Source organism: Qipengyuania triglochinis (assembly GCF_054655615.1).
The window spans coordinates 17960-36762 of record NZ_BAAHND010000003.1 but is presented as its reverse complement, the minus strand read 5'-3'; the positions used below and the strand labels follow the sequence as shown (position 1 = coordinate 36762).

General features: G+C 59.8%; 20 protein-coding genes. 16 read left to right on the top strand and 4 right to left on the bottom strand.

The features are described from left to right. Positions 1–116: 116 nt before the first annotated feature. Positions 117–1532, bottom strand: coding sequence for a sigma-54-dependent transcriptional regulator (locus ACYQ0G_RS11970; protein ID WP_460102931.1), 1416 nt, complete (start codon positions 1530–1532; stop codon positions 117–119). A gap of 199 nt (positions 1533–1731) precedes the next feature. Here ACYQ0G_RS11970 and ACYQ0G_RS11965 point away from each other — a divergent pair, with 199 nt between their 5' ends. From ACYQ0G_RS11965 to ACYQ0G_RS11910, 12 genes are all read left to right on the top strand, one after another. After that, positions 1732–1857 (top strand): aa3-type cytochrome c oxidase subunit IV, encoded by a 126-nt coding sequence (locus ACYQ0G_RS11965; protein ID WP_460102929.1) that lies wholly within the window; start codon positions 1732–1734, stop codon positions 1855–1857. A gap of 13 nt (positions 1858–1870) precedes the next feature. Continuing rightward, positions 1871–2992, top strand: a complete 1122-nt coding sequence (locus ACYQ0G_RS11960; protein ID WP_460102928.1) for an NAD(P) transhydrogenase subunit alpha — start codon at positions 1871–1873, stop codon at positions 2990–2992. 199 nt (positions 2993–3191) lie between these two features. Further along, entirely contained in the window at positions 3192–3764 is a 573-nt protein-coding gene (locus tag ACYQ0G_RS11955; protein ID WP_460102926.1) for a fasciclin domain-containing protein, read from the top strand. A gap of 128 nt (positions 3765–3892) precedes the next feature. After that, on the top strand, positions 3893–4177 hold the full coding sequence (locus ACYQ0G_RS11950) for an NAD(P) transhydrogenase subunit alpha part 2 (protein WP_460102924.1): 285 nt from the start codon (positions 3893–3895) through the stop codon (positions 4175–4177). Between the two features lie 125 nt (positions 4178–4302). Then, positions 4303–5784, top strand: coding sequence for an NAD(P)(+) transhydrogenase (Re/Si-specific) subunit beta (locus ACYQ0G_RS11945; RefSeq protein WP_460103358.1), 1482 nt, complete (start codon positions 4303–4305; stop codon positions 5782–5784). 4 nt (positions 5785–5788) lie between these two features. Next, positions 5789–6130 carry a hypothetical protein gene (locus ACYQ0G_RS11940; RefSeq protein WP_460102922.1) on the top strand — a complete coding sequence of 114 codons (342 nt, stop codon included), beginning with the start codon at positions 5789–5791 and terminating at the stop codon, positions 6128–6130. Between the two features lie 226 nt (positions 6131–6356). After that, positions 6357–7358, top strand: a complete 1002-nt coding sequence (locus tag ACYQ0G_RS11935; RefSeq protein ID WP_460102920.1) for an alpha/beta fold hydrolase — start codon at positions 6357–6359, stop codon at positions 7356–7358. Positions 7359–7392: 34 nt separating this feature from the next. Beyond that, the gene (locus ACYQ0G_RS11930; RefSeq protein ID WP_460102918.1) at positions 7393–8100 is read left to right on the top strand and encodes an aspartate/glutamate racemase family protein; all 708 of its coding nucleotides are present in this window, start codon (positions 7393–7395) and stop codon (positions 8098–8100) included. A gap of 105 nt (positions 8101–8205) precedes the next feature. Continuing rightward, positions 8206–9366, top strand: coding sequence for a deoxyguanosinetriphosphate triphosphohydrolase (locus tag ACYQ0G_RS11925; protein ID WP_460102916.1), 1161 nt, complete (start codon positions 8206–8208; stop codon positions 9364–9366). Next, positions 9359–10054 (top strand): NAD(P)H-binding protein, encoded by a 696-nt coding sequence (locus ACYQ0G_RS11920; RefSeq protein ID WP_460102914.1) that lies wholly within the window; start codon positions 9359–9361, stop codon positions 10052–10054. The genes ACYQ0G_RS11925 and ACYQ0G_RS11920 overlap by 8 nt, the downstream gene beginning before the upstream one ends. A gap of 11 nt (positions 10055–10065) precedes the next feature. Then, complete coding sequence (locus ACYQ0G_RS11915; RefSeq protein WP_460102911.1) at positions 10066–10536, top strand: ABA4-like family protein; 471 nt, start codon at positions 10066–10068, stop codon at positions 10534–10536. Between the two features lie 7 nt (positions 10537–10543). Then, a complete protein-coding gene (locus ACYQ0G_RS11910; RefSeq protein WP_460102909.1) occupies positions 10544–11167 on the top strand; it encodes a DUF938 domain-containing protein in 624 nt (207 codons plus the stop codon). Between the two features lie 33 nt (positions 11168–11200). Here ACYQ0G_RS11910 and ACYQ0G_RS11905 read toward each other — a convergent pair whose 3' ends face one another. Together ACYQ0G_RS11905 and ACYQ0G_RS11900 are read right to left on the bottom strand one after the other, a co-directional pair. After that, positions 11201–11332 carry an entericidin A/B family lipoprotein gene (locus tag ACYQ0G_RS11905; protein WP_221542048.1) on the bottom strand — a complete coding sequence of 44 codons (132 nt, stop codon included), beginning with the start codon at positions 11330–11332 and terminating at the stop codon, positions 11201–11203. Between the two features lie 12 nt (positions 11333–11344). After that, positions 11345–11476: an entericidin A/B family lipoprotein gene (locus ACYQ0G_RS11900; protein ID WP_460102907.1), complete on the bottom strand. Its 132-nt coding sequence runs from the start codon at positions 11474–11476 to the stop codon at positions 11345–11347. Positions 11477–11610: 134 nt separating this feature from the next. On the opposite strand from ACYQ0G_RS11900, the gene ACYQ0G_RS11895 reads away from it, so the two are divergent. Next, positions 11611–11835, top strand: a complete 225-nt coding sequence (locus tag ACYQ0G_RS11895; protein WP_460102906.1) for a hypothetical protein — start codon at positions 11611–11613, stop codon at positions 11833–11835. A gap of 3 nt (positions 11836–11838) precedes the next feature. Here the strand turns inward: ACYQ0G_RS11895 and ACYQ0G_RS11890 are convergent, their stop codons facing one another. Further along, entirely contained in the window at positions 11839–13365 is a 1527-nt protein-coding gene (locus ACYQ0G_RS11890; RefSeq protein WP_460102904.1) for a TadA family conjugal transfer-associated ATPase, read from the bottom strand. A gap of 182 nt (positions 13366–13547) precedes the next feature. On the opposite strand from ACYQ0G_RS11890, the gene ACYQ0G_RS11885 reads away from it, so the two are divergent. The 3 genes from ACYQ0G_RS11885 (at position 13548) to ACYQ0G_RS11875 (ending at position 18790) form a co-directional block, all read left to right on the top strand. Beyond that, complete coding sequence (locus ACYQ0G_RS11885) at positions 13548–14450, top strand: DMT family transporter (RefSeq protein ID WP_460102902.1); 903 nt, start codon at positions 13548–13550, stop codon at positions 14448–14450. A 54-nt stretch (positions 14451–14504) separates the two neighbouring features. Further along, a complete protein-coding gene (glmS, locus tag ACYQ0G_RS11880; RefSeq protein ID WP_460102900.1) occupies positions 14505–16328 on the top strand; it encodes a glutamine--fructose-6-phosphate transaminase (isomerizing) in 1824 nt (607 codons plus the stop codon). Positions 16329–16468: 140 nt separating this feature from the next. After that, on the top strand, positions 16469–18790 hold the full coding sequence (locus ACYQ0G_RS11875) for a putative bifunctional diguanylate cyclase/phosphodiesterase (RefSeq protein WP_460102898.1): 2322 nt from the start codon (positions 16469–16471) through the stop codon (positions 18788–18790). Positions 18791–18803: the final 13 nt, after the last annotated feature.

Sequence of the window (18803 nt, the reverse complement as noted above, 5' to 3'; positions counted from 1 at the left end):
AAGGAATCAGGTCTGGCGGTCCGGCCAATGCGGGCCGGAAGCATGAAATATCCGCCATGGCGGTTGCCTTAGTTCACCTGACTTGCTCCTCTTTGTGCGCGCGCATCATGGCGCGATCAGCCCGGATTGTCGATCCCGAGTTCCTGCAGCTTGCGATAGAGGGTTGACCGGCCGATGCCCAGACGGCGGGCGACTTCGCTCATCTTGCCGTGATATTGGCCGATGGCGATGCGGATGACGTCGGCCTCGATCTCGGCCAGCGTGCGGAGGTTGCCGTCTTCCTTGTAAAGTAGCACGCCCAGACCACGCGCCCGGCTTTCCCCGCGATCGGCATCGCCCAGCAATTCGCTGAGATGCGGGAAACTGTGCGCAGTCAGCGCCTCGCGTTGTTCGTTGATGCAGGCGCGGAACAGGACGTTCTGCAACTGGCGGACGTTGCCCGGCCAGTCATAGGCTTCGAGCAGCGAAAGGCCACTATCGGCGATGGAGTGGTGCTTCACTCCGTCGACCTCGCCAAAAGCCGCGAGGAAGAAACGCGTGAGCGCGGGAATATCGCCGGTCCTTTCCCGTAGAGGGGGCATCACGATATTGGTGAGGGACAGTTTCTCGTAAAGCGCAGGCGAGAAAAGGCCGTCCTCGACAAGTTCATCGAGCGGCTGCTGCGAAGTCGCCAGGATGCGTACGTCGATCTTGAAGCCGTGAGCCGCCCCGGATGGACGCACGATGCCAGTTTCGAGCGCAGCGTCCAATCGCTCTTGTAGCGGAAACGGAAGCGCGTCGATCGATCCGATCATCACGGTCCCGCCGTCGCACCGGGCAAGAATGCCCTCCTGCCTTTCGGGCGCGTTTGGCACCGCGCCGTTCTCGCGGCCGAAGATCAGCGCTTCGAGCATATCGGGCTGCTGTACCGCGCATTCGAGCAGTTCTGTGGGCCCCTTGGCCCGCGCTGAAGAGTGCTGGATCGCTTTCAACAGCATGGCCTTGCCGGTGCCGCTTTCCCCTTCGACCAGGACATGGCCATTGCCCCGCGAGGCGGCAGCCGCCTTGGCGAGCGCGATACGGAATTGCGCGTCGGAGCCAACCATCGCATCGAATTCGAGAATGGAGACGAGCTTTTCCGACAGCGGCAGCAGTTCGTCGCGGGGAAGGGCGACGAGGCTGGAATTCCGCAGGGCCGTGGTCAGGCGTTCGGGCCTGATCGGCTTGACCAGATAGTCGTTCGCGCCGGCCTGCATCGCATCGAACACGATCTCGGGTGCGTTACGGTTGCCGATGACCAGCACCGTGCAATCCTGCTGGAGATCGTGGACCTGCTGGATGAATGTTCGGGCGTTGTCCCCGGCGACTTCGCCGTCGAACATCAGGATGTCGATTTGCGGACCATCTTCCGCGCCTAGCGTTTCCAGCGCTGCCGCGTAGGTTTTCGCGGTGAGGATATCGAACCCCTCATGCTCCGCGATGGGGGAGATACAGCTGAGCTGAGGTGCATCCTCGTCGATCAGCATGAGCAGTCTGGTTTCCAGCCCTGCCATTTTCCGTGCTCCCCAATTCATCTTCTGCCCGCTCCCCTAACGACCCTAACCTCTATAAGGGTTCGGTAAAGAGCGGATTAACCCTCACCCCCCCCTGGAATCATGCGACGCGCAGCCAACAGGGCTAACGCTCTTGTCGAGCGAAGCACTCCATTCTAGACCGCCAGCTGCAACAATCACATCGATAAGGGTACACGACATGGAAACCGCCAACGACCGCAAGGCTCACGAAAAGACTTACGGCTCTTTCATCGGAATGCTCAAATGGGCAGTGCCGCTCATCGTGGCCATCGCTGCCATCGTCGTCCTGATGATCGCCAGCTAAGCGCGCGAGGCGGATGCGGATCGCGGCACTGAAGGAGCGGGCGCCCGGTGAAAGCCGGGTCGCAATCACGCCCGAAACGGTGAAGAAATTCGCCGCCCTGGGTGCCACGATCGCGGTAGAGGAGGGGGCGGGTCTCGCCGCCTCCGTCACCGACGAAGCCTATCGCGAGGCCGGGGCCGAAGTCGTTCCGGCCGCCACGGCGGTGGAAGGCGCGGACATCGTGCTCGGCGTGCAGGCGCCCGACGTGATGGCGCTGGCCGGCGCGAAGCCGGGCGCCTGGGTCGCGGCGACCTTCGATCCCTTCCGCGAGAAAGAGCGTGTCGAAGCCTATGCCAAGGGCGGTTTCGAAGCGCTGGCGATGGAATTCATGCCGCGCATCACGCGCGCGCAGAGCATGGATGTGCTGTCCAGCCAGTCGAACCTGGCAGGCTACAAGGCGGTGCTGACGGCGGCCAATGAATATGGCCGGGCATTCCCGATGATGATGACTGCCGCCGGTACGGTGCAGGCTGCCAAGGTCTTCGTCATGGGCGTGGGCGTGGCGGGCCTTCAGGCGATTGCCACGGCCAAGCGGCTCGGCGCGCAGGTTTCCGCCACCGATGTGCGCTCGGCCACCAAGGAACAGATCCAGTCGCTGGGCGCAAAGCCGGTGTTCGTCGAGGAAGTCGCGGGCATCGAGGGCGAAGGCTCGGGCGGCTATGCCACCGAGATGAGCGAGGAATACCAGAAGGCGCAAGCCGAACTGGTGTCCGGCCATATCGCCAAGCAGGACATCGTCATCACCACCGCGCTGATCCCCGGAAGACCCGCACCGAAACTGATCTCGGACGCGCAGATCGCCAGCATGAAAGCGGGCAGCGTGATCTTCGACCTCGCCGTGACGCAGGGCGGAAACGTCGAAGGGTCGAAACCGGACGAGGTAGTGGAGAAGCATGGCGTAAAGATCGTCGGCTATTCGAACACCGCCGGGCATCTCGCCGCCGACGCCTCGGCCCTGTTTGCGCGCAATCTCTACAACTTCCTCTCGGCCTTCTGGGACAAGGAGGCGGGCAAACCGGTGCTCGACGAGGAAATCGGCGATGCCGTGCGGCTGACGCAGGGCGGCAAAGTGGTGAACGAACGCTTGGTAAACTGAAACGCTTAACGATCAGGGCTGTCGTTCAGCATCGCCACCTTCCAATGCGGATAAATGGATCGAGCCGCCGCCTCTCTTCCCATGATGGCGGGTCGGTAAGCGCGACAAGCCATTCGGGCGGGACCCTAACTCCCTACCTTTCGGAACATTAGTGATCGCTAAACCGTAATGGGGTCGGGAGATGAAAAGGGACCCTATAATGAACAAAGTACTTCTAACAGGCATCGCTGCTTCGGCACTGACACTCGCCGGATGCGCAACCACGATGAATGGCGGAATGGATAACGATGTCGCTTATGTCGACGGCGCGGCCATGTATGCCAATCAGAACATCATCGAAAACGCGGTGAATTCGCCGATCCACACCACGCTTGTCGCTGCCGTGAAACAGGCGCAACTGGTCGACACGCTTTCGGGCCCGGGACCCTTTACCGTTTTCGCTCCGACCGACGCGGCCTTTGCCCGTGTGCCCGAAGCGACCCGCAACATGCTGATGATGGACAGCAACAGGCCTGCGCTGCAGAAAGTGCTGACCTATCACGTCGTCCCGGGCCGCGTGACCGCAGCCGATCTGATGGATCGCATCCGCGCCGGCAATGGAACGGCCACGGTCACCACGGTCGAGGGTGAACCGCTGACCTTCACCATGCGTGACGGCAATGTCATGATTATGGGCAAGAACGGCAGTTCCGCTTATGTCACGCAGGCCGACGTCATGCAGTCGAACGGCGTGATCCATGTCGTGAACGGTGTGCTGACGCCGACCATGTAATTCATCTTCAGACGATAGTTCGGGGCCGCGAGTGCAGAGTGCATTGGCGGCCCTGTTCGTTTCGGCGCTCGACTTTGCTCCCATCCTCTTGCACAACATCGGGCAAGTTCAAGGGAAGGGGCGGACAGATGGATTTCATTTCGATCCTGTCGATTTTCGTGCTGGCGTGTTTCGTCGGCTATTACGTGGTCTGGTCGGTCACGCCCGCGCTGCACACGCCGTTGATGGCGGTGACCAATGCGATTTCCTCCGTGATCATCGTCGGTGCGCTGATCGCGGCGGCGGCGGCGGATGTGCCGGGGGCGAAGTGGCTGGGGCTGTTCGGTATCGTCCTCGCATCCGTGAACATCTTCGGCGGCTTTGCGGTGACGGCGCGGATGCTGGCGATGTACAAGAAGAAGGAGAAGAAGTGATGACGCGCTTCCTCTCCACCTCGTCATTGCGAGGCGACGTAGTCGCTGCGGCAATCCATGACCATTCCGAGCAGCCTCGCGGCCGGTCGATGGATCGCGTCGTCGCTGCGCTTCTCGCGATGACGATGCTTGGTTTTGCCACACCTGCCCATGCCGCAACCGGCGAGGCGGTGAACCCGTGGGTCGCGCTCGCCTATCTGGTGTCGGGCGTGTTCTTCATCCTCGCGCTGCGCGGCCTGTCCTCCCCCGCGACGAGCCGAACGGGCAACCGCTTCGGCATGGTGGGCATGCTGATCGCGGTGGTGACGACGCTTGTGACGCACGATATCGCGAACCTCGGCGAAATCCTCATCGCCATCGCCATCGGCGCAATCATCGGCATCACCATCGCGCGGCGCATCGCCATGACCGCGATGCCCGAGCTGGTCGCGGCCTTCCACTCGCTCGTCGGCCTTGCCGCAGTGCTGGTGGGCTGGGCGGCCTATCTCAACCCGGGCGCATTCGGCTTGCTGGTGCCGATGGAAACGATCGGCACGGACTACAGTCTGCCCATGCAGATCGGCGCGGTCTCCAAAGTCGAAATGGGCCTGGGCATCGCTATCGGCGCGATCACCTTCTCCGGCTCGGTCATCGCCTTCCTCAAGCTGTCGGGCAGGATGAGCGGTTCGCCTATCCTTCTCCCCGCGCGCCATGTCATCAACCTCGGCACGCTGGTTGCCATCATCGCACTGACTGCGCTGTTCGCCATGGCAGCGCCCGCCGAAACCATGCCGCTGATCATTGCGCTGACCGTGCTGGCCTTCGTGATCGGCTTCCTGCTGATCATCCCGATCGGCGGGGCGGATATGCCGGTCGTGGTGTCGATGCTGAACAGCTATTCGGGCTGGGCCGCAGCGGCGATGGGCTTCACGTTGGGCAATACGGCGATGATCATCACTGGCGCGCTGGTGGGCAGCTCGGGCGCGATCCTCAGCTACATCATGTGCCGCGCCATGAACCGCAGCTTCATCAGCGTGATCGCAGGCGGCTTTGGCGCGGACGATAGCGGCGGTGCCCGTGGCGAGGCGAAGGAACAGCGCCCCTACAAGCAGGGCAGCGCGGCCGATGCGGCTTTCATACTGGAACAGGCGGAAAAGGTCATCATCATCCCCGGCTATGGCATGGCGGTGGCGCAGGCCCAGCACGCGCTGCGCGAAATGGCCGATGTCCTGGAGGAAAAGGGCGTGGAGGTGAAATACGCCATCCACCCCGTTGCCGGGCGTATGCCGGGGCACATGAATGTGCTGCTGGCCGAAGCGCAGGTGCCTTACGAGAACGTCTTCGAGCTGGAAGACATCAACAGCGAATTCGCGCAGGCGGACGTAGCCTTCATCATCGGGGCAAACGACGTAGTGAACCCGGCGGCCAAGACGGACAAGTCCAGCCCCATCTACGGCATGCCCGTGTTCGATGTGGACAAGGCCAAACAGGTCTTCTTCATCAAGCGCAGCATGGGCGGGGTGGGCTATGCGGGCGTGGACAATGACGTCTTCTACATGGACCAGACCATGATGCTGCTGTCAGATGCCAAGAAGATGGTCGAAGAAATCGTGAAGGCACTCGACTGAATTCATGCGTAAAATCATTATTATCATCGCCCTGCTCGCCATTGGCGGCCTGTTTCTGTGGGGGGCTCTTGGCGGGGTGGAGCAGGTCACTTCCGACAGGATCGAGACCACGCTGGTCGACAAGGGTATTCCCCAGCCGGTGGCCGCCTGCATGGGCCAGCGCATGTCGGAACGCCTTTCGCTTAACCAATTGCGCAAGCTGGAGAATTTGCAGGCGCGCGAGGGCGAAAGCGACGTGCCGCTGACCATGGCTGAATTTCTCGAGCGGCTGCGGAGGGTGGACGATCCCGAAGCGATTGAGGTGGTCGGCACCTCTGCCGCGATCTGCTCCTTCACTTTCCGCTAGGCCGGTAGCGCACGAAAGCGATCATGAGAACGGGATGGGGCGGGGGCAAAGGCCGCTTCGGCCCTTTCCTACTCCTGACCAATTCGCCTATCTTCCCCGTCATGAGCATGACCAAACCAGGCTGTGGGGGCACCCGATGCGTAGCGGGGATTTTCTCCCCTGGACTGTGCTCCAGCCGCTCCATCCTTCAGGAATGGGCGTGCGAAGCTGAACGGGGAGGGGGTCGATGAAGTGGGTCTGGCGCGGTCTGCTGATTCTGGTCGCGGTGCTTGTGATCGCCGTGCTGGTCTTCCGCGTACCCGATACCGACCCTGCGGCGATGCGCGCCAAATACGGCGCGGCCCCGTCGCAGTTCATCCCGGTTGGGGAAGGGCGGGCGATCCATGTCCGCGACGAAGGGCCGCGCGATGCGCCGGTGATCGTGCTGCTTCACGGATCGAACTCCGACCTGCACACGTGGCAGGAATGGGCCGACATGCTGAAGGCGGATTACCGCGTGATCCGTTTCGACCAGCGCGGCCACGGCCTGACCGGCCCCGCGCCGGACGATGACTATAGCCCCGAAGCATTCGGCGCGGATATCGACGCGGTGACTGCCAAGCTTGGTGTCGACACCTTCACGCTGGCGGGCAATTCGATGGGGGGCGGCATCGCCATGGCCTACGCGATCGCCAAGCCGTGGCGGCTCGACGCGCTGGTGCTGGTCGATGCCGCAGGCGCGCCGGTGAAGCGGGAAGGGGGCGGCAATGTCGCCTTCACGCTGGCGGGCGTGCCGGTGGTGGGCGACATTATGAGCCAGCTGTTGCCGCGCAGCCTGGTTGCCAAGAGCCTGCGGCAGAGCGTGTCCAATCAGGCCATCGTTACCGATGCTGCCATCGATCGCTATTGGGAACTGGCGCGCTATCCGGGCAATCGCGGCGCCACCCGCAAGCGGTTCGGCACGCCGCGCAGCAGTTTCGATGCAAAGGATCTGGCGCGGGTTCAGGTGCCCACGCTGATCATCTGGGGCAAGGAGGACTCGCTGATCCCTTATGAGGCGGCGCTTTGGTATGATCGGCATCTGCCGCGCTCCACGCTGGTTGCCTATGACCAGGTGGGCCATCTGCCGATGGAAGAGGCGGCGGAACGCAGCGCCACCGACCTGGCGATCTGGCTGCCGGAGGCGCTTGTTCCGCCCGATCTGCCGATCGCGGAACCGGCAGGTGCCGAGTCCGTTCTAACCCCTTGAACATGAGGGGCCGCACAGGGGCGGCGTAACAAACATGAAGGGAGCGCGGACTTTGCGCACATTGGGTCTCATCGGCGGGATGAGCTGGATTTCCACCCGCGCCTATTACGAACGGATCAACAAGCTGGTCCAGCAACGGGCGCAGCCCATGGCCAGCGCGCCGATGGTCATCGAAAGCCTGGACTATTCGCGCATTGCCGCGGCCAAGAACTCCGATGACTGGGACGGTGTTGCCTCGATCCTCGTCGAAAGCGCCCGCAAGTTGGAAGCCGCCGGTGCCGAAGGCCTCGTGATCGCGGCCAACACCATGCACAAGGTCTATGACCGCGTGGCCGAAGGGATCTCGATCCCGGTGATCCACATTGCCGATGCAGTGGGCGAGGCGATGGCCGAGGCGAAGTGCGAAAGCGCTGCGCTGCTGGGCACGCGCTTCGTGATGACCGAAAGCTGGTATCGCCAGCGGCTGGTCTCGCACGGCGTCGATCTGCTGCCGCCCGATCCGGGCGATGTCGAACTGGTCGATGGCATCATCTACAAGGAACTGATGCTGGGCCGCGTGACCCGCGATGCGGAACGGGCGCTCAAGAGCCTGATCACCATGAAGGACAAGCAAGGCGCCGACGCCATCGTGCTGGCCTGCACCGAACTCGAACTGGTCGTCGATACCGATGCCAATGTCCTGCCGGTGTTCGATTCCACCGACATCCACTGCCGCGCCGCGGCTGACTGGATCTTCGGCTAGAACCGGGCTTTTGCCCGATAGTGCGAACCTTCCTGCCGAAAAGCGGGAAGGTTCGCTTTTCGTTCACGTTGTCGCGATGAGTCGGCTGACCTAAGCCGCTCGCACATGCAAAAAGCCCCTTACGCTGCCGACCCCGCCACATCGCGCGGGCGCGAATTCATCGAAGACCGCGACGGCGCGCGCGGGCCGCGCAGCGAATTCCAGCGGGATAGGGACCGGATCATCCACTCGATCTCGTTCCGCCGCCTGCGCTCCAAGACACAGGTCTTCGTCGCGCCCGATGGCGACCATTACCGTACCCGCCTCACTCACAGCATCGAGGTGGCACAGATCGGTCGCGTGATCGCACGTGAGCTGGGGCTGGACGAGGATCTGACCGAGGCGCTCTGCCTTGCGCATGATATAGGGCACCCGCCCTTCGGCCATGCCGGAGAAAAGGCGCTGGAAGAGGCGATGAGCCATGCCGGAGGCTACGATCACAATGCGCATGGCATTCGCACCCTTGCGCGGCTGGAAAGCCCCTATCCCGATCGCGTCGGGCTGAACCTGACCTGGGAAATGCTCGAGGGAATGGCGAAGCACAATGGACCGGTCGAGGCCGCAAACTGGGCACTCGCTGAAGTCGACGGCGCCTTTCCGCTCGAACTGGGAGAATGGCCCTCGCTCGAAGCGCAGGTCGCCGCTGTCGCTGACGACATCGCATATGACAATCACGATATCGACGATGGCTTGCGTGCAGGCTTCCTCGATATCGACGATCTGATGGAGCTCGATTTCCTGGCGGATCAGTTCCGCAAGGTCGAACGGCGCTTCCCTCACGTCACCCGCGACATTCAGCTGCGCGAACTGATCCGCAGCCAGATCGGGCTGATGGTGAACGACGTGATCGACCACACCCGCGCCAATGTATCAGGGATCGAGAATATCGGGCAAATTCGCGGCGCGGGCCGACAACTGGCCGGCTTCTCGCCCGATTTGGCGAACGAGGAACGGCGGCTTAAGAAATTCATGTATGAACGCCTGTATTATCATGCCGAACAGATCGCCACGGCAGAAAAGGCCCGCGATGTCGTGGCGCGGCTGTTCGTCGCATATCAACAGGAACCCAGCACCATGCCCGACGACTGGTTCGAAAGATTACCGTCAAGCGAACCGGAGAAGAGCCGGCATATCGCTGATTTCATCGCGGGCATGACCGACCGTTTCGCGATCGACCAGTGCCGGAAAATCTATGGTCGTGCGCCGGAAGGCCTATCCAATGTCTGATGCGCTGCGCCTCTGTCTTGTCGGTGCAACCGGCTTGGTCGGAGGCAAGGTCCTCGAAGCATGTGTGGGTAGAGAGGACGTCCGCATTCAGGCCGTTGCACGGCGCGAAGCCAACCTTCCTCATGGTATCAGGATTGAATACTTCGTTGCCGATCCTGCCAAATGGGGTGAAATATTTGAGGCTTTGCGTCCAAAGGCGGTCATTTGCGCACTTGGAACCACATGGAAAAAGGCAGGCGAGGACGAGGCGGCGTTTCGTGCTGTGGATCAAGATCTCGTGCTTCAGACGGCACATGCGGCGCTGGACAACGGGGTTGAGCGGTTTGTCCATGTTAGTTCGGTTGGGGCAGACCCTACGTCGAAAACCTTTTACCTCCGCGTGAAAGGCGAGGTTGAGCGTGATCTGACGCGGCTGCGTTTCAATCGTCTCGATATTCTGCGTCCCGGCCTGCTGGTTGGGAGCCGCGATAATGATCGTCGCACTGCAGAGCGGTTGGGCATTGCTGCCTCACCGATTGCCAACCTCTTCATGCACGGCAAATATCGGCAATATCGCGGAATTGACGCCGAACTTGTGGCGAAGGCTGCCCTCTCTCTGGCGAAGCGGGCCGCGCGGGGAAGGTTCGTCCATGATAACGACGCCATTATGCGGGCGGCTCATTCATTGCCGACGCTGGTCGAGGATTGAGAGACATCGAAATGTGGGACAATCTTTTCGCCGCAGCTAACGTTCTCGCCTTGGTGATGTGGGCTGCTCTGATTTTCCTGCCGCGCTGGCCAGCATTGCTTTCGGCAGCCCTCTATCTGGGGGTGGGTCTGATTTGCTTCACCTACACGGTGTCACTGGCGGGCGTACTTACCGGTTTCTTCGTATCGTCGGGGGGAAACTCGTCGGGTATGGATTTCGGCTCGATCGAGGGAATTCGGTCGATCTTTGCTACCGATGCCGGGGTAACTATTGGCTGGATCCACTATCTCGCTTTCGACCTGTTCGTCGGCATCTGGATTGTACGGGATGCTGATGCGAAGGCGTTTGGGCGCCTGTTGCAGGCGCCCATTTTGCTCGCCACGTTTCTTGCTGGTCCCTTGGGACTGTTGCTTTGGCTGATCATCCGGGAACGGCGAGCGCGGGCCGGTGGGGTAAGAAGCAATCTGCGAGTTCCTCGATGAGGATCGCATGAAACGCGTATCACCTGCAGTTGCTCGCAACTCCGCACCCATTGCCGATGTTCTCTCGAAAGAACTTCCCGAGATTGGGTCGGTGCTTGAGGTTGCTAGCGGCACTGGTGAACATGCGGTCTTCATGGCGCGCCGCTTCCCGTCCATTCAGTGGCAACCAACCGATCCGCATCCCGATGCTTTGGCGTCGACAGAGCAATGGGCTCGTGAAGCAGGTCTTCCCAACCTTGAGCGGCCGTTGCTGTTGGATGTGCGTGATACGGTCTGGCCGGTAGACAGAGCTGAAGCAGTCGTCTGCATCAACATGATCCACATCAGTCCATGGGCCGCAACGGCCGGACTATTCCGCGGCGGCGCAGAACTGCTTACAGAGGGCGCTCCCCTGATACTCTACGGACCCTATCTAGAGAATGATGTCGAAACAGCGCCTTCAAACATCGCATTCGACGCCGATCTAAGGCGCCGCGACAGCGAATGGGGGCTGCGGAACTTGGATGACGTGGATTCGGTGGCGAATGCGGCTGGGTTCGAGCGAACCGCTCGATACCAAATGCCGGCCAATAACTTGGTACTTGTTTACCGAAAGAACGCTACCCCCAAAACCGAAACGCCCGCCGGTTAGGGCGGGCGTTACCTGACAACCAGTCGACTGGCCTCAGTTGATTGCTTCTTCTCCGGCACGACCGACGGACTGGATGTCCTCGCCCAAGCCCTTGACCGTATTGCAGCCAGCCACCACCACCGACATGGTCAAGGCAGAAATGAGAAGCGTCAGTTTTCTGGTCATTGAAATCGATCCTTAGTCGATCGCGTCTTCACCGGCATTGCCAACGGATTCGATATCCCTGCCGACACCCTTAACGGTGTTGCAGGCCGCTGCGGTCAAAGCGATTGAGGTTGCGCCAAACGCGAGTAAGAGTTTCTTGATCATAGGTTTTCCTTCTCGAAGAACCTGTTGGTGGCCTTCTGAGGCTTAACAACGCCTTTCCATAATACGCGTTCCGTTCGGTTAAAGCTGAACGTTAGCCTTGGCGCTCTCTCCAATCCACACCATATGGCGCGCCGATGCACGAGTTTCTCACCTTCGCCAGCGACGCCGACATCCTTTCCATGTGGGGGGCGGGCTTTTTGATGCTGGCTCTTTTCACGCTTGTCATGGATCGCCGCCGAAACCGCCGGGCGCGCATCGACCGGATCGGCTGGATGCCGTGGACCGGTTTGTTCCTCACCTTCGCGGTAATAGGCGGGGGCCTGCTGGCAGTAGCGATACCCGGGATGTTGCGCGGCTAGACTTTAAAGGCAAGCTTCCAAATACGCTTGGTCGAAGCCGAACTGACGTGCTTTTTCGAGTGTGTAGGGGCGCAGACCCGAAGCCCGGAATTCGCCGATGATCTTGCCATCGTCGGTTTCGTCCAGATACTCGAACTTGAACAATTCTTGGGTCACGATCACGTCGCCTTCCATCCCGATCACCTCGGTAATGTTGGTCGTGCGGCGAGAACCGTCGCGAAGACGTTTGACCTGGACGATGAGATCGACCGACTCAGCGATCTGACGGCTGATGGCCTCTTTCGGGATCTTGATATCGCCCATGAGAATCATGTTCTCCATACGGCCAAGGCATTCGCGCGGGCTGTTGGCGTGAAGCGTACACATCGAACCATCATGGCCCGTGTTCATGGCGGCCAGAAGGTCGAAACATTCCGCGCCACGAATTTCGCCCAGAATGATGCGGTCGGGTCGCATACGCAGGGCGTTCTTCACGAGGTCGCCGATGGTGATTGCGCCCTGTCCTTCAAGGTTCGGCGGGCGCGTTTCGAGCGGCAACCAGTGCGGCTGTTGCAACCGAAGTTCGGCGGCGTCCTCGATCGTCAGCACGCGTTCGCCCGGGTCGATCATCTTCGACAAGGCATTGAGCATTGTCGTCTTACCCGAACCCGTACCACCCGAGATCACGATGTTCATCCGGCAGGCGCCCGCGATCTTGAGCGCGGTACACATCTTCTCGCTCATCGATCCGAAGCCCTGGAGCATATCGAGTGTGATCGGCTTCTCGGAGAACTTACGGATCGAGATGGCCGTACCCTTGAGCGAGAGCGGTGGCACGATGACGTTTACACGGCTACCGTCCTTCAGGCGGGCGTCGGCCAGCGGTGTTGTTTGGTCGACGCGGCGGCCGACCTGGTTCACGATACGCTGCGCGATCTGGAAAAGATGGGTCTCGTCCCGGAAGCGGATCGGGGCGATGGTGAGCTTGCCCTTCTTTTCGATGTAGGTCTGGTCGGGACCGTTGACCATGATATCGGTTACGTCGGGATCGTTGAGCAACTCTTCCAGCGGACCGAAGCCAAGCAGTTCGTCGACCAGAACCTTTTCCAGCGCGAACTGTTCGCGCCGGTTCAGCGTAACCTTGAGATCCGCGAGCACTTCCATGATGATGGGCCGGAATTCTTCCGAAAGCTCATCTTTTGAGAGAGTGGAGGCCGCTTCCGGGTCTACGCGCTCGAGGAGCCGCGGAAGCACCTGCTCCTTGATCTTGTGAACTGATGCCTCGAACCCGCCCACCTCCGATTCGCCGGAATGGACAGTATTCATGCGCTCGTCGAGACGGGACATCGCGTCGCTGTTCTGCGGCGACGCCGGCGCTCCTCCCGGGGAGGGGGGATCTTGTGGAAGGGGCGGGAACTGTTCACCGCCTTTTTCGCGTATCGGCCCCTTTTCTGGGCTCGCTACGCCGGACATCGGGCGAGCCACACCGAACTGCGGCCGCGCTCCCGCGCCCATTCCTGCAGGTCCGTTCTTTCGCCCGAATGCACTCATCGCTTAATCCTCAGCGTTGATATTTCCATGCGCCGCGCCCTATGTTCTCAAGGGCAATGGTGCGTTTGCAGCTTTGGTGAATAATTCGGAAACCTTGATTTTTCCCTAATCTCGGACTTGATCGGAAAGACATTTGCCGCGATGCGGCGAACCTTCTCTTCTTCATAAAAGAACCTGATCTCATGCAGCCTTCCGAACGAAGCGGCATTATCATCGCTTTATGTGGCTTCGCTCTGTTGAGCGTCGGCGATGCTGTCATAAAAACAATGGCTGGTGAATTCTCACCACTCGGGGTGGCGGCCATGCGTTTCGCTTTGGGTGCAGCCGGGCTGTCCGCATTATTGGGAGTGAAAGAGGGGAGAAAGGGATTCCGGCCACGCAATCCTCGGTTGCAAGCTGCGCGCGGCTTTTGTCTGGCCGCGGCAACACTCTGCTTTTTCTCGGCTATATTCGTTCTTCCTCTGGCCACTGCGATGGCTCTGGCCTTTGTTTCCCCTGTGATCGTCGCCCTATTAAGTGCACCGTTGCTTGGAGAAAAAGTTCGGCCAGCGGTCTGGGGAGCTTCTCTAATCGCGCTGGTGGGAGTCGCGCTGATATTACGCCCCAACCTTGCAGCATTGGGAATTGTTACTCTTTTGCCGCTGCTTTCTGCCACCTTCTTTGCCCTGATGATCATCGCCAATCGGGCAAGCGCGGGCCAGGGTAGTGCCCTTTCGATGCAGGCTTACGTGCAAGTGGTCGCGATGCCCATATTGTTGATAGCAGCCTTTGGGGGGCACATCTCGGGAATTGACAGTTTGCGGCTCGGTGTACCGGACTGGACGGTTCTGGCGCGTTGCGCGTTCGTGGCCTGCACCGCGAGCAGTGCACACTGGCTGGTGTACATCGGTACTCAGCGGGCAGGGGCCGCGACCATTGCTCCCACTACGTATATCCAGATGCTGGTTGCCACGGTATTGGGCTGGTGGTGGTTCGGTGATGTGCCGGACATAGTAACGTTGGCCGGCGCAGCGATCATCATCGGTGCCGGATTGATATTGTGGTGGACCACCCCGCAGAAGCGGATCATGGCGCGCGCCGATTGATCGATAAGCCACAGGCGTTATAGCGGATTTTGCTAATCTGAAGGGTCTCTAAATATGTGCGGAATTATCGGAATCGTGGGCAAGAACGCCGTAGTCGATCGGCTTGTCGACGGGCTGCGGCGGATGGAATACCGCGGCTACGATAGTGCCGGTATTTGTACGATCGATGACGGAGAACTGATCCGCCGCCGGGCCGAAGGGAAACTCAACAATCTCGTTGAAGAACTCGTCAAAAACCCTGCGCCCGGTGACATTGGTATTGCCCATACGCGTTGGGCGACCCACGGCGCGCCGACGGCTAAGAACGCCCACCCGCACGCGACCGATCACGTAGCGCTTGTTCACAATGGGATCATCGAAAATTACAAGGAGCTGCGGGCGGAACTGCGCGACAAGGGCCGCACGCTCGAAAGCGACACAGATAGCGAAGTAGTCGCGCACCTTGTTTCGATTGGGGTCGAAAATGGCGCGACACCAGAAGACGCCGTCGCACAGGTTCTGCCGCGTCTGCGGGGCGCTTTCGCACTCGCAATCGTTTTTCGGTCTCATCCGGACATTATCATCGGTGCGCGCCGCGGTTCACCATTGGTCGTAGGTTACGGCTCGGACGAAATGTATCTGGGTTCGGATGCTCTGGCTCTCGCTCCGCTGACGCAACAGATTTCTTATCTGGAAGAAGGGGATTGGGTCGTTGTCCAGCGTGGCGGCGTGACCATCCGTGACGAAAACGGGAGCGTCGTCGAACGCGAAATCAGAACATCCGGCGCTTCCGCTGCAGCCGTCGAAAAGGGCAATTATCGTCACTTCATGCAGAAGGAGATATTCGAGCAGCCCACGGTCGTGGCGCAAACGCTCTCTTCCTATCTGCGCCAGGCCGATAATTCAGTAGCGCTTCCGCAGTTCGATTTCGACATCTCGTCTATTCGGCGTATCACGATCGTGGCGTGTGGCACGTCCTATTATGCAGGCATGGTCGCCAAGTACTGGTTCGAGCAATTCGCTCGCGTACCGGTCGATATCGATGTCGCATCAGAGTTCCGCTATCGCGAACCGGTCTTGGAAGACGGCGGCCTCGCGCTATTCATTTCTCAGAGCGGTGAGACGGCCGATACCCTGGCCGCACTCCGCCATTGCAAGGAAAACGGCCAGACGATCGGCGCCGTGGTGAACGTGCCCACGAGCACTATGGCACGAGAGGCCGATTTGCTTTTGCCGACCCATGCCGGACCGGAAATTGGCGTTGCTTCCACCAAGGCGTTCACCTGCCAACTTGCCGTTCTGGCAGCTTTGGCAGCTCACATGGCGGTTAAGAAAGGGCTAATGAGCCGAGAAGAAGAACAGCAGGTTGTTGCCCACCTTCTCGAGGCGCCCGCGTGCCTTAATAAAGCCTTGGACCACGATGACGATATCGCCAGCATGGCCCATCTCATCGCTCCTGCCCGCGATGTTCTTTATCTGGGGCGCGGTCCCGACTTCCCATTGGCACTCGAAGGTGCGCTTAAGCTCAAGGAAATAAGTTATATTCACGCCGAAGGCTATGCCAGCGGCGAAATGAAACATGGCCCGATAGCACTTATCGATGACGCCGTGCCGGTCATCGTCCTAGCTCCCTCAGGCCCGCTTTTTGAAAAGAGCATTTCCAACATGGAAGAGGTGCGCGCTCGTGGGGGTCAAGTCGTGCTGATCTCGGATGCCAGAGGTCTCGAGGAGGCGGGTGAAGGTTGCATCGCGACCATCGAAATGCCCGAGGTACACCCGCTGATCGCTCCGCTGGTTTACGCGATCCCTGTGCAGCTTTTGGCCTATCACGTCGCCTGCGTTAAGGGTACCGATGTCGATCAGCCTAGAAATCTGGCCAAATCGGTGACCGTCGAATAGATTGTTTCTCGCGTTCTTGGTTAATCGATCCAACGTACAAATGTTGGCACCCGCGGAATTTTACCGGGAAATAACCTTTTAAGCTTAATTGCAACCGCGTGAGCGAAGCGAAAAACATGCCATCGATAGATAGCTCGGCCATGAGCATTCGGCAGGTGATCGGATTGGAAGATCCAGATCGTGGCGACTTTGGCCGTTTCCATGGAAAGCGATATCAACTCGTTGCCCAGCGAGCCTACACCCGCGTTCTCATACACGGAATCGCGATGTGTGCGGTTTTATGGCTGTGCTGGTCGCGCGTCCCTCATCCGTTGTTATGGGCATGGGCTGGCCTCTTGGGCAGTGTTCTTGCAATGGGCTTCGTGCTCGATCGCAAATTGAAGGATGCAGATGAGCGCACGCTCACTAGCGCCGAATTGCGGCGCCACGCCCTGATGGGGGCCGCCAAGGGAGCGATCTGGTCCGGGGGGCTCGGCGTTTTCGTTTTCACAGGTGCGCAAGGAATAGTCGCGCAGTTGTGGGCCTTTCTCGCGTTCGTCGTGATGGTCGGTTCGGTCAGTCGCTTTTGTGCGCCTCTCACGATCATTGCCTTCACCCTAAGTGCATGTACGGGAATGCTGGTCACCGCCATAGCCAGCGGTTACTTCGGGATTGCAGCGATAATTGTAGCCACAGCAGCCTTCGGCTGCCTCGGCGTGATCGAATGCGCGCGCGCAGCTTGGGACATGCACACGACCGAGCTGGAAATGCACGAGAAGAGCGAAACCGTCTCGATGCTGCTGCGGGAATTCGAGGATGGTCAGGCCGACTGGCTGTGGCAGATCGATACAAATCGCCGCTTGCGCTCCGTAAGCCCGCGGCTCGCCTATGCGATTGGCGGCGAAATTTCCGAAATCGAGGGGAAGTCGCTCTTACAACTCATCTCCGGCGATGGTTGGAAGTCGGGCGAGTTTCACGGAAGTCTGCATGAATTGGCTGATAAGCTCAAAAAGAAAGAAAGTTTCTCCAATCTGATCGTAAAAGTAACGGCCGGCGAGAAACTGCGTTGGTGGGAAATGTCGGGCACACCCATGTTCGACGAAGACGGGCAATGGCTGGGGTTCCGTGGCGTAGGTTCTGACGTCACCGTGCAGCGTGAAAGTAGCGAAAAGATCGAATATCTCGCTCGCTACGATACCCTGACCCAGTTGCCCAACCGCACACAGGTAAATGAATCTTTATCGCAGGCACTAGCTTACTCTGAAAGGTGGCGCTCGCGCTGTGCGCTCCTTATGATCGATCTCGATCGCTTCAAGGCTATTAACGACTCGCTGGGACACCTTGTCGGCGACCGAATGCTGGGACAGGTTGCGGCACGGCTGCTGCCGCTGATGCGCGAAGGTGAATTGTGCGGAAGGCTTGGCGGTGACGAATTCGCGGTAGTGATTCGCGACGCGAGCGATCGCCATCGTATTGATGCCCTAGCCAGAGAAATAATCGCCACGCTGTCGATGCCCTATTATCTCGACAATCAGGTCCTTTATGTCGGAGCCAGCGTAGGGTCATGCATCGGCCCCCGTGATGGTCAGAAAGTCGAGGAGTTGCTCCGAAATGCGGATCTCGCGCTCTATCGTGCCAAGGACGAAGGTGGCGGGGTTCATTTCGAGTTCGAACCTTCCTTGCATTTCGATGCGGAGGAACGGCGAGTGCTCGAATTCTCGCTGCGCAGCGCATTGGAGAGAAACGAATTCGTATTGCATTACCAGCCTGTAGTGGACGCCCAGTCGGAACAGGTTGTGAGCTTCGAAGCTCTCATTCGCTGGGACAGCGCAGAGCACGGCTTTGTAAGCCCAGCCAAATTCATTCCCCTGGCGGAAGATACGCGCCTGATCGTTCCGATCGGAACTTGGGTGATGCGCGAAGCTTGCCGCGAAGCTGCGCAGAACTGGCCAGAACACGTCAAGGTCAACATAAATGTCTCGCCGGAACAGTTGGTAGAGCCAGACTTTGCCGGCACTGTGGTGCGTGCCCTTTCACACAGCGGATTGGATCCGCGGCGTCTCGAAATAGAGGTTACTGAGAGTATTTTCATGCGTGACGCCAATGTCGCGCGGAAGGCCCTCGAGCAGTGCATGGCTTTAGGCTGTTCGGTAGCATTGGATGACTTCGGGACAGGGTATTCGTCCCTCGGCTATCTTCGGAAATTGCGGTTCACCACCATCAAGGTCGATCGCAGTTTCGTGCAGGGAGCGGCTCAGAATAGTCCGGAAAGTCTCGCGATCATCCGCGCGGTCGTCGCCATGGCGGACAGTCTCGGCATGTCGACCACGGCAGAGGGTGTTGAAAACGAGGAGGAGGCTGAGCTGATCCGCCAGCTGGGTTGCACCAAAATCCAGGGGTACCATTTCGGCCGGCCGATGCCGTCCGAAGATGTCCGCCGCATTTTCGATCGCCGCGTTTCGGATACTCGCAAGATCGCCTAGCGGCGATTGTAAC

Coding starts and splice junctions, on each gene's coding strand:
- ACYQ0G_RS11925 (WP_460102916.1), top strand. CDS start 8,206: ATGCAAAAAGCCCCTTACGCTGCCGACCCCGCCACATCGCGCGGGCGC.
- ACYQ0G_RS11950 (WP_460102924.1), top strand. CDS start 3,893: ATGGATTTCATTTCGATCCTGTCGATTTTCGTGCTGGCGTGTTTCGTC.
- ACYQ0G_RS11900 (WP_460102907.1), bottom strand. CDS start 11,476: ATGATCAAGAAACTCTTACTCGCGTTTGGCGCAACCTCAATCGCTTTG.
- ACYQ0G_RS11970 (WP_460102931.1), bottom strand. CDS start 1,532: ATGGCAGGGCTGGAAACCAGACTGCTCATGCTGATCGACGAGGATGCA.
- ACYQ0G_RS11940 (WP_460102922.1), top strand. CDS start 5,789: ATGCGTAAAATCATTATTATCATCGCCCTGCTCGCCATTGGCGGCCTG.
- ACYQ0G_RS11935 (WP_460102920.1), top strand. CDS start 6,357: ATGAAGTGGGTCTGGCGCGGTCTGCTGATTCTGGTCGCGGTGCTTGTG.
- glmS (WP_460102900.1), top strand. CDS start 14,505: ATGTGCGGAATTATCGGAATCGTGGGCAAGAACGCCGTAGTCGATCGG.
- ACYQ0G_RS11895 (WP_460102906.1), top strand. CDS start 11,611: ATGCACGAGTTTCTCACCTTCGCCAGCGACGCCGACATCCTTTCCATG.
- ACYQ0G_RS11910 (WP_460102909.1), top strand. CDS start 10,544: ATGAAACGCGTATCACCTGCAGTTGCTCGCAACTCCGCACCCATTGCC.
- ACYQ0G_RS11890 (WP_460102904.1), bottom strand. CDS start 13,365: ATGAGTGCATTCGGGCGAAAGAACGGACCTGCAGGAATGGGCGCGGGA.
- ACYQ0G_RS11945 (WP_460103358.1), top strand. CDS start 4,303: ATGCTTGGTTTTGCCACACCTGCCCATGCCGCAACCGGCGAGGCGGTG.
- ACYQ0G_RS11960 (WP_460102928.1), top strand. CDS start 1,871: ATGCGGATCGCGGCACTGAAGGAGCGGGCGCCCGGTGAAAGCCGGGTC.
- ACYQ0G_RS11930 (WP_460102918.1), top strand. CDS start 7,393: ATGAAGGGAGCGCGGACTTTGCGCACATTGGGTCTCATCGGCGGGATG.
- ACYQ0G_RS11955 (WP_460102926.1), top strand. CDS start 3,192: ATGAACAAAGTACTTCTAACAGGCATCGCTGCTTCGGCACTGACACTC.
- ACYQ0G_RS11920 (WP_460102914.1), top strand. CDS start 9,359: ATGTCTGATGCGCTGCGCCTCTGTCTTGTCGGTGCAACCGGCTTGGTC.
- ACYQ0G_RS11885 (WP_460102902.1), top strand. CDS start 13,548: ATGCAGCCTTCCGAACGAAGCGGCATTATCATCGCTTTATGTGGCTTC.
- ACYQ0G_RS11915 (WP_460102911.1), top strand. CDS start 10,066: ATGTGGGACAATCTTTTCGCCGCAGCTAACGTTCTCGCCTTGGTGATG.
- ACYQ0G_RS11965 (WP_460102929.1), top strand. CDS start 1,732: ATGGAAACCGCCAACGACCGCAAGGCTCACGAAAAGACTTACGGCTCT.
- ACYQ0G_RS11875 (WP_460102898.1), top strand. CDS start 16,469: ATGAGCATTCGGCAGGTGATCGGATTGGAAGATCCAGATCGTGGCGAC.
- ACYQ0G_RS11905 (WP_221542048.1), bottom strand. CDS start 11,332: ATGACCAGAAAACTGACGCTTCTCATTTCTGCCTTGACCATGTCGGTG.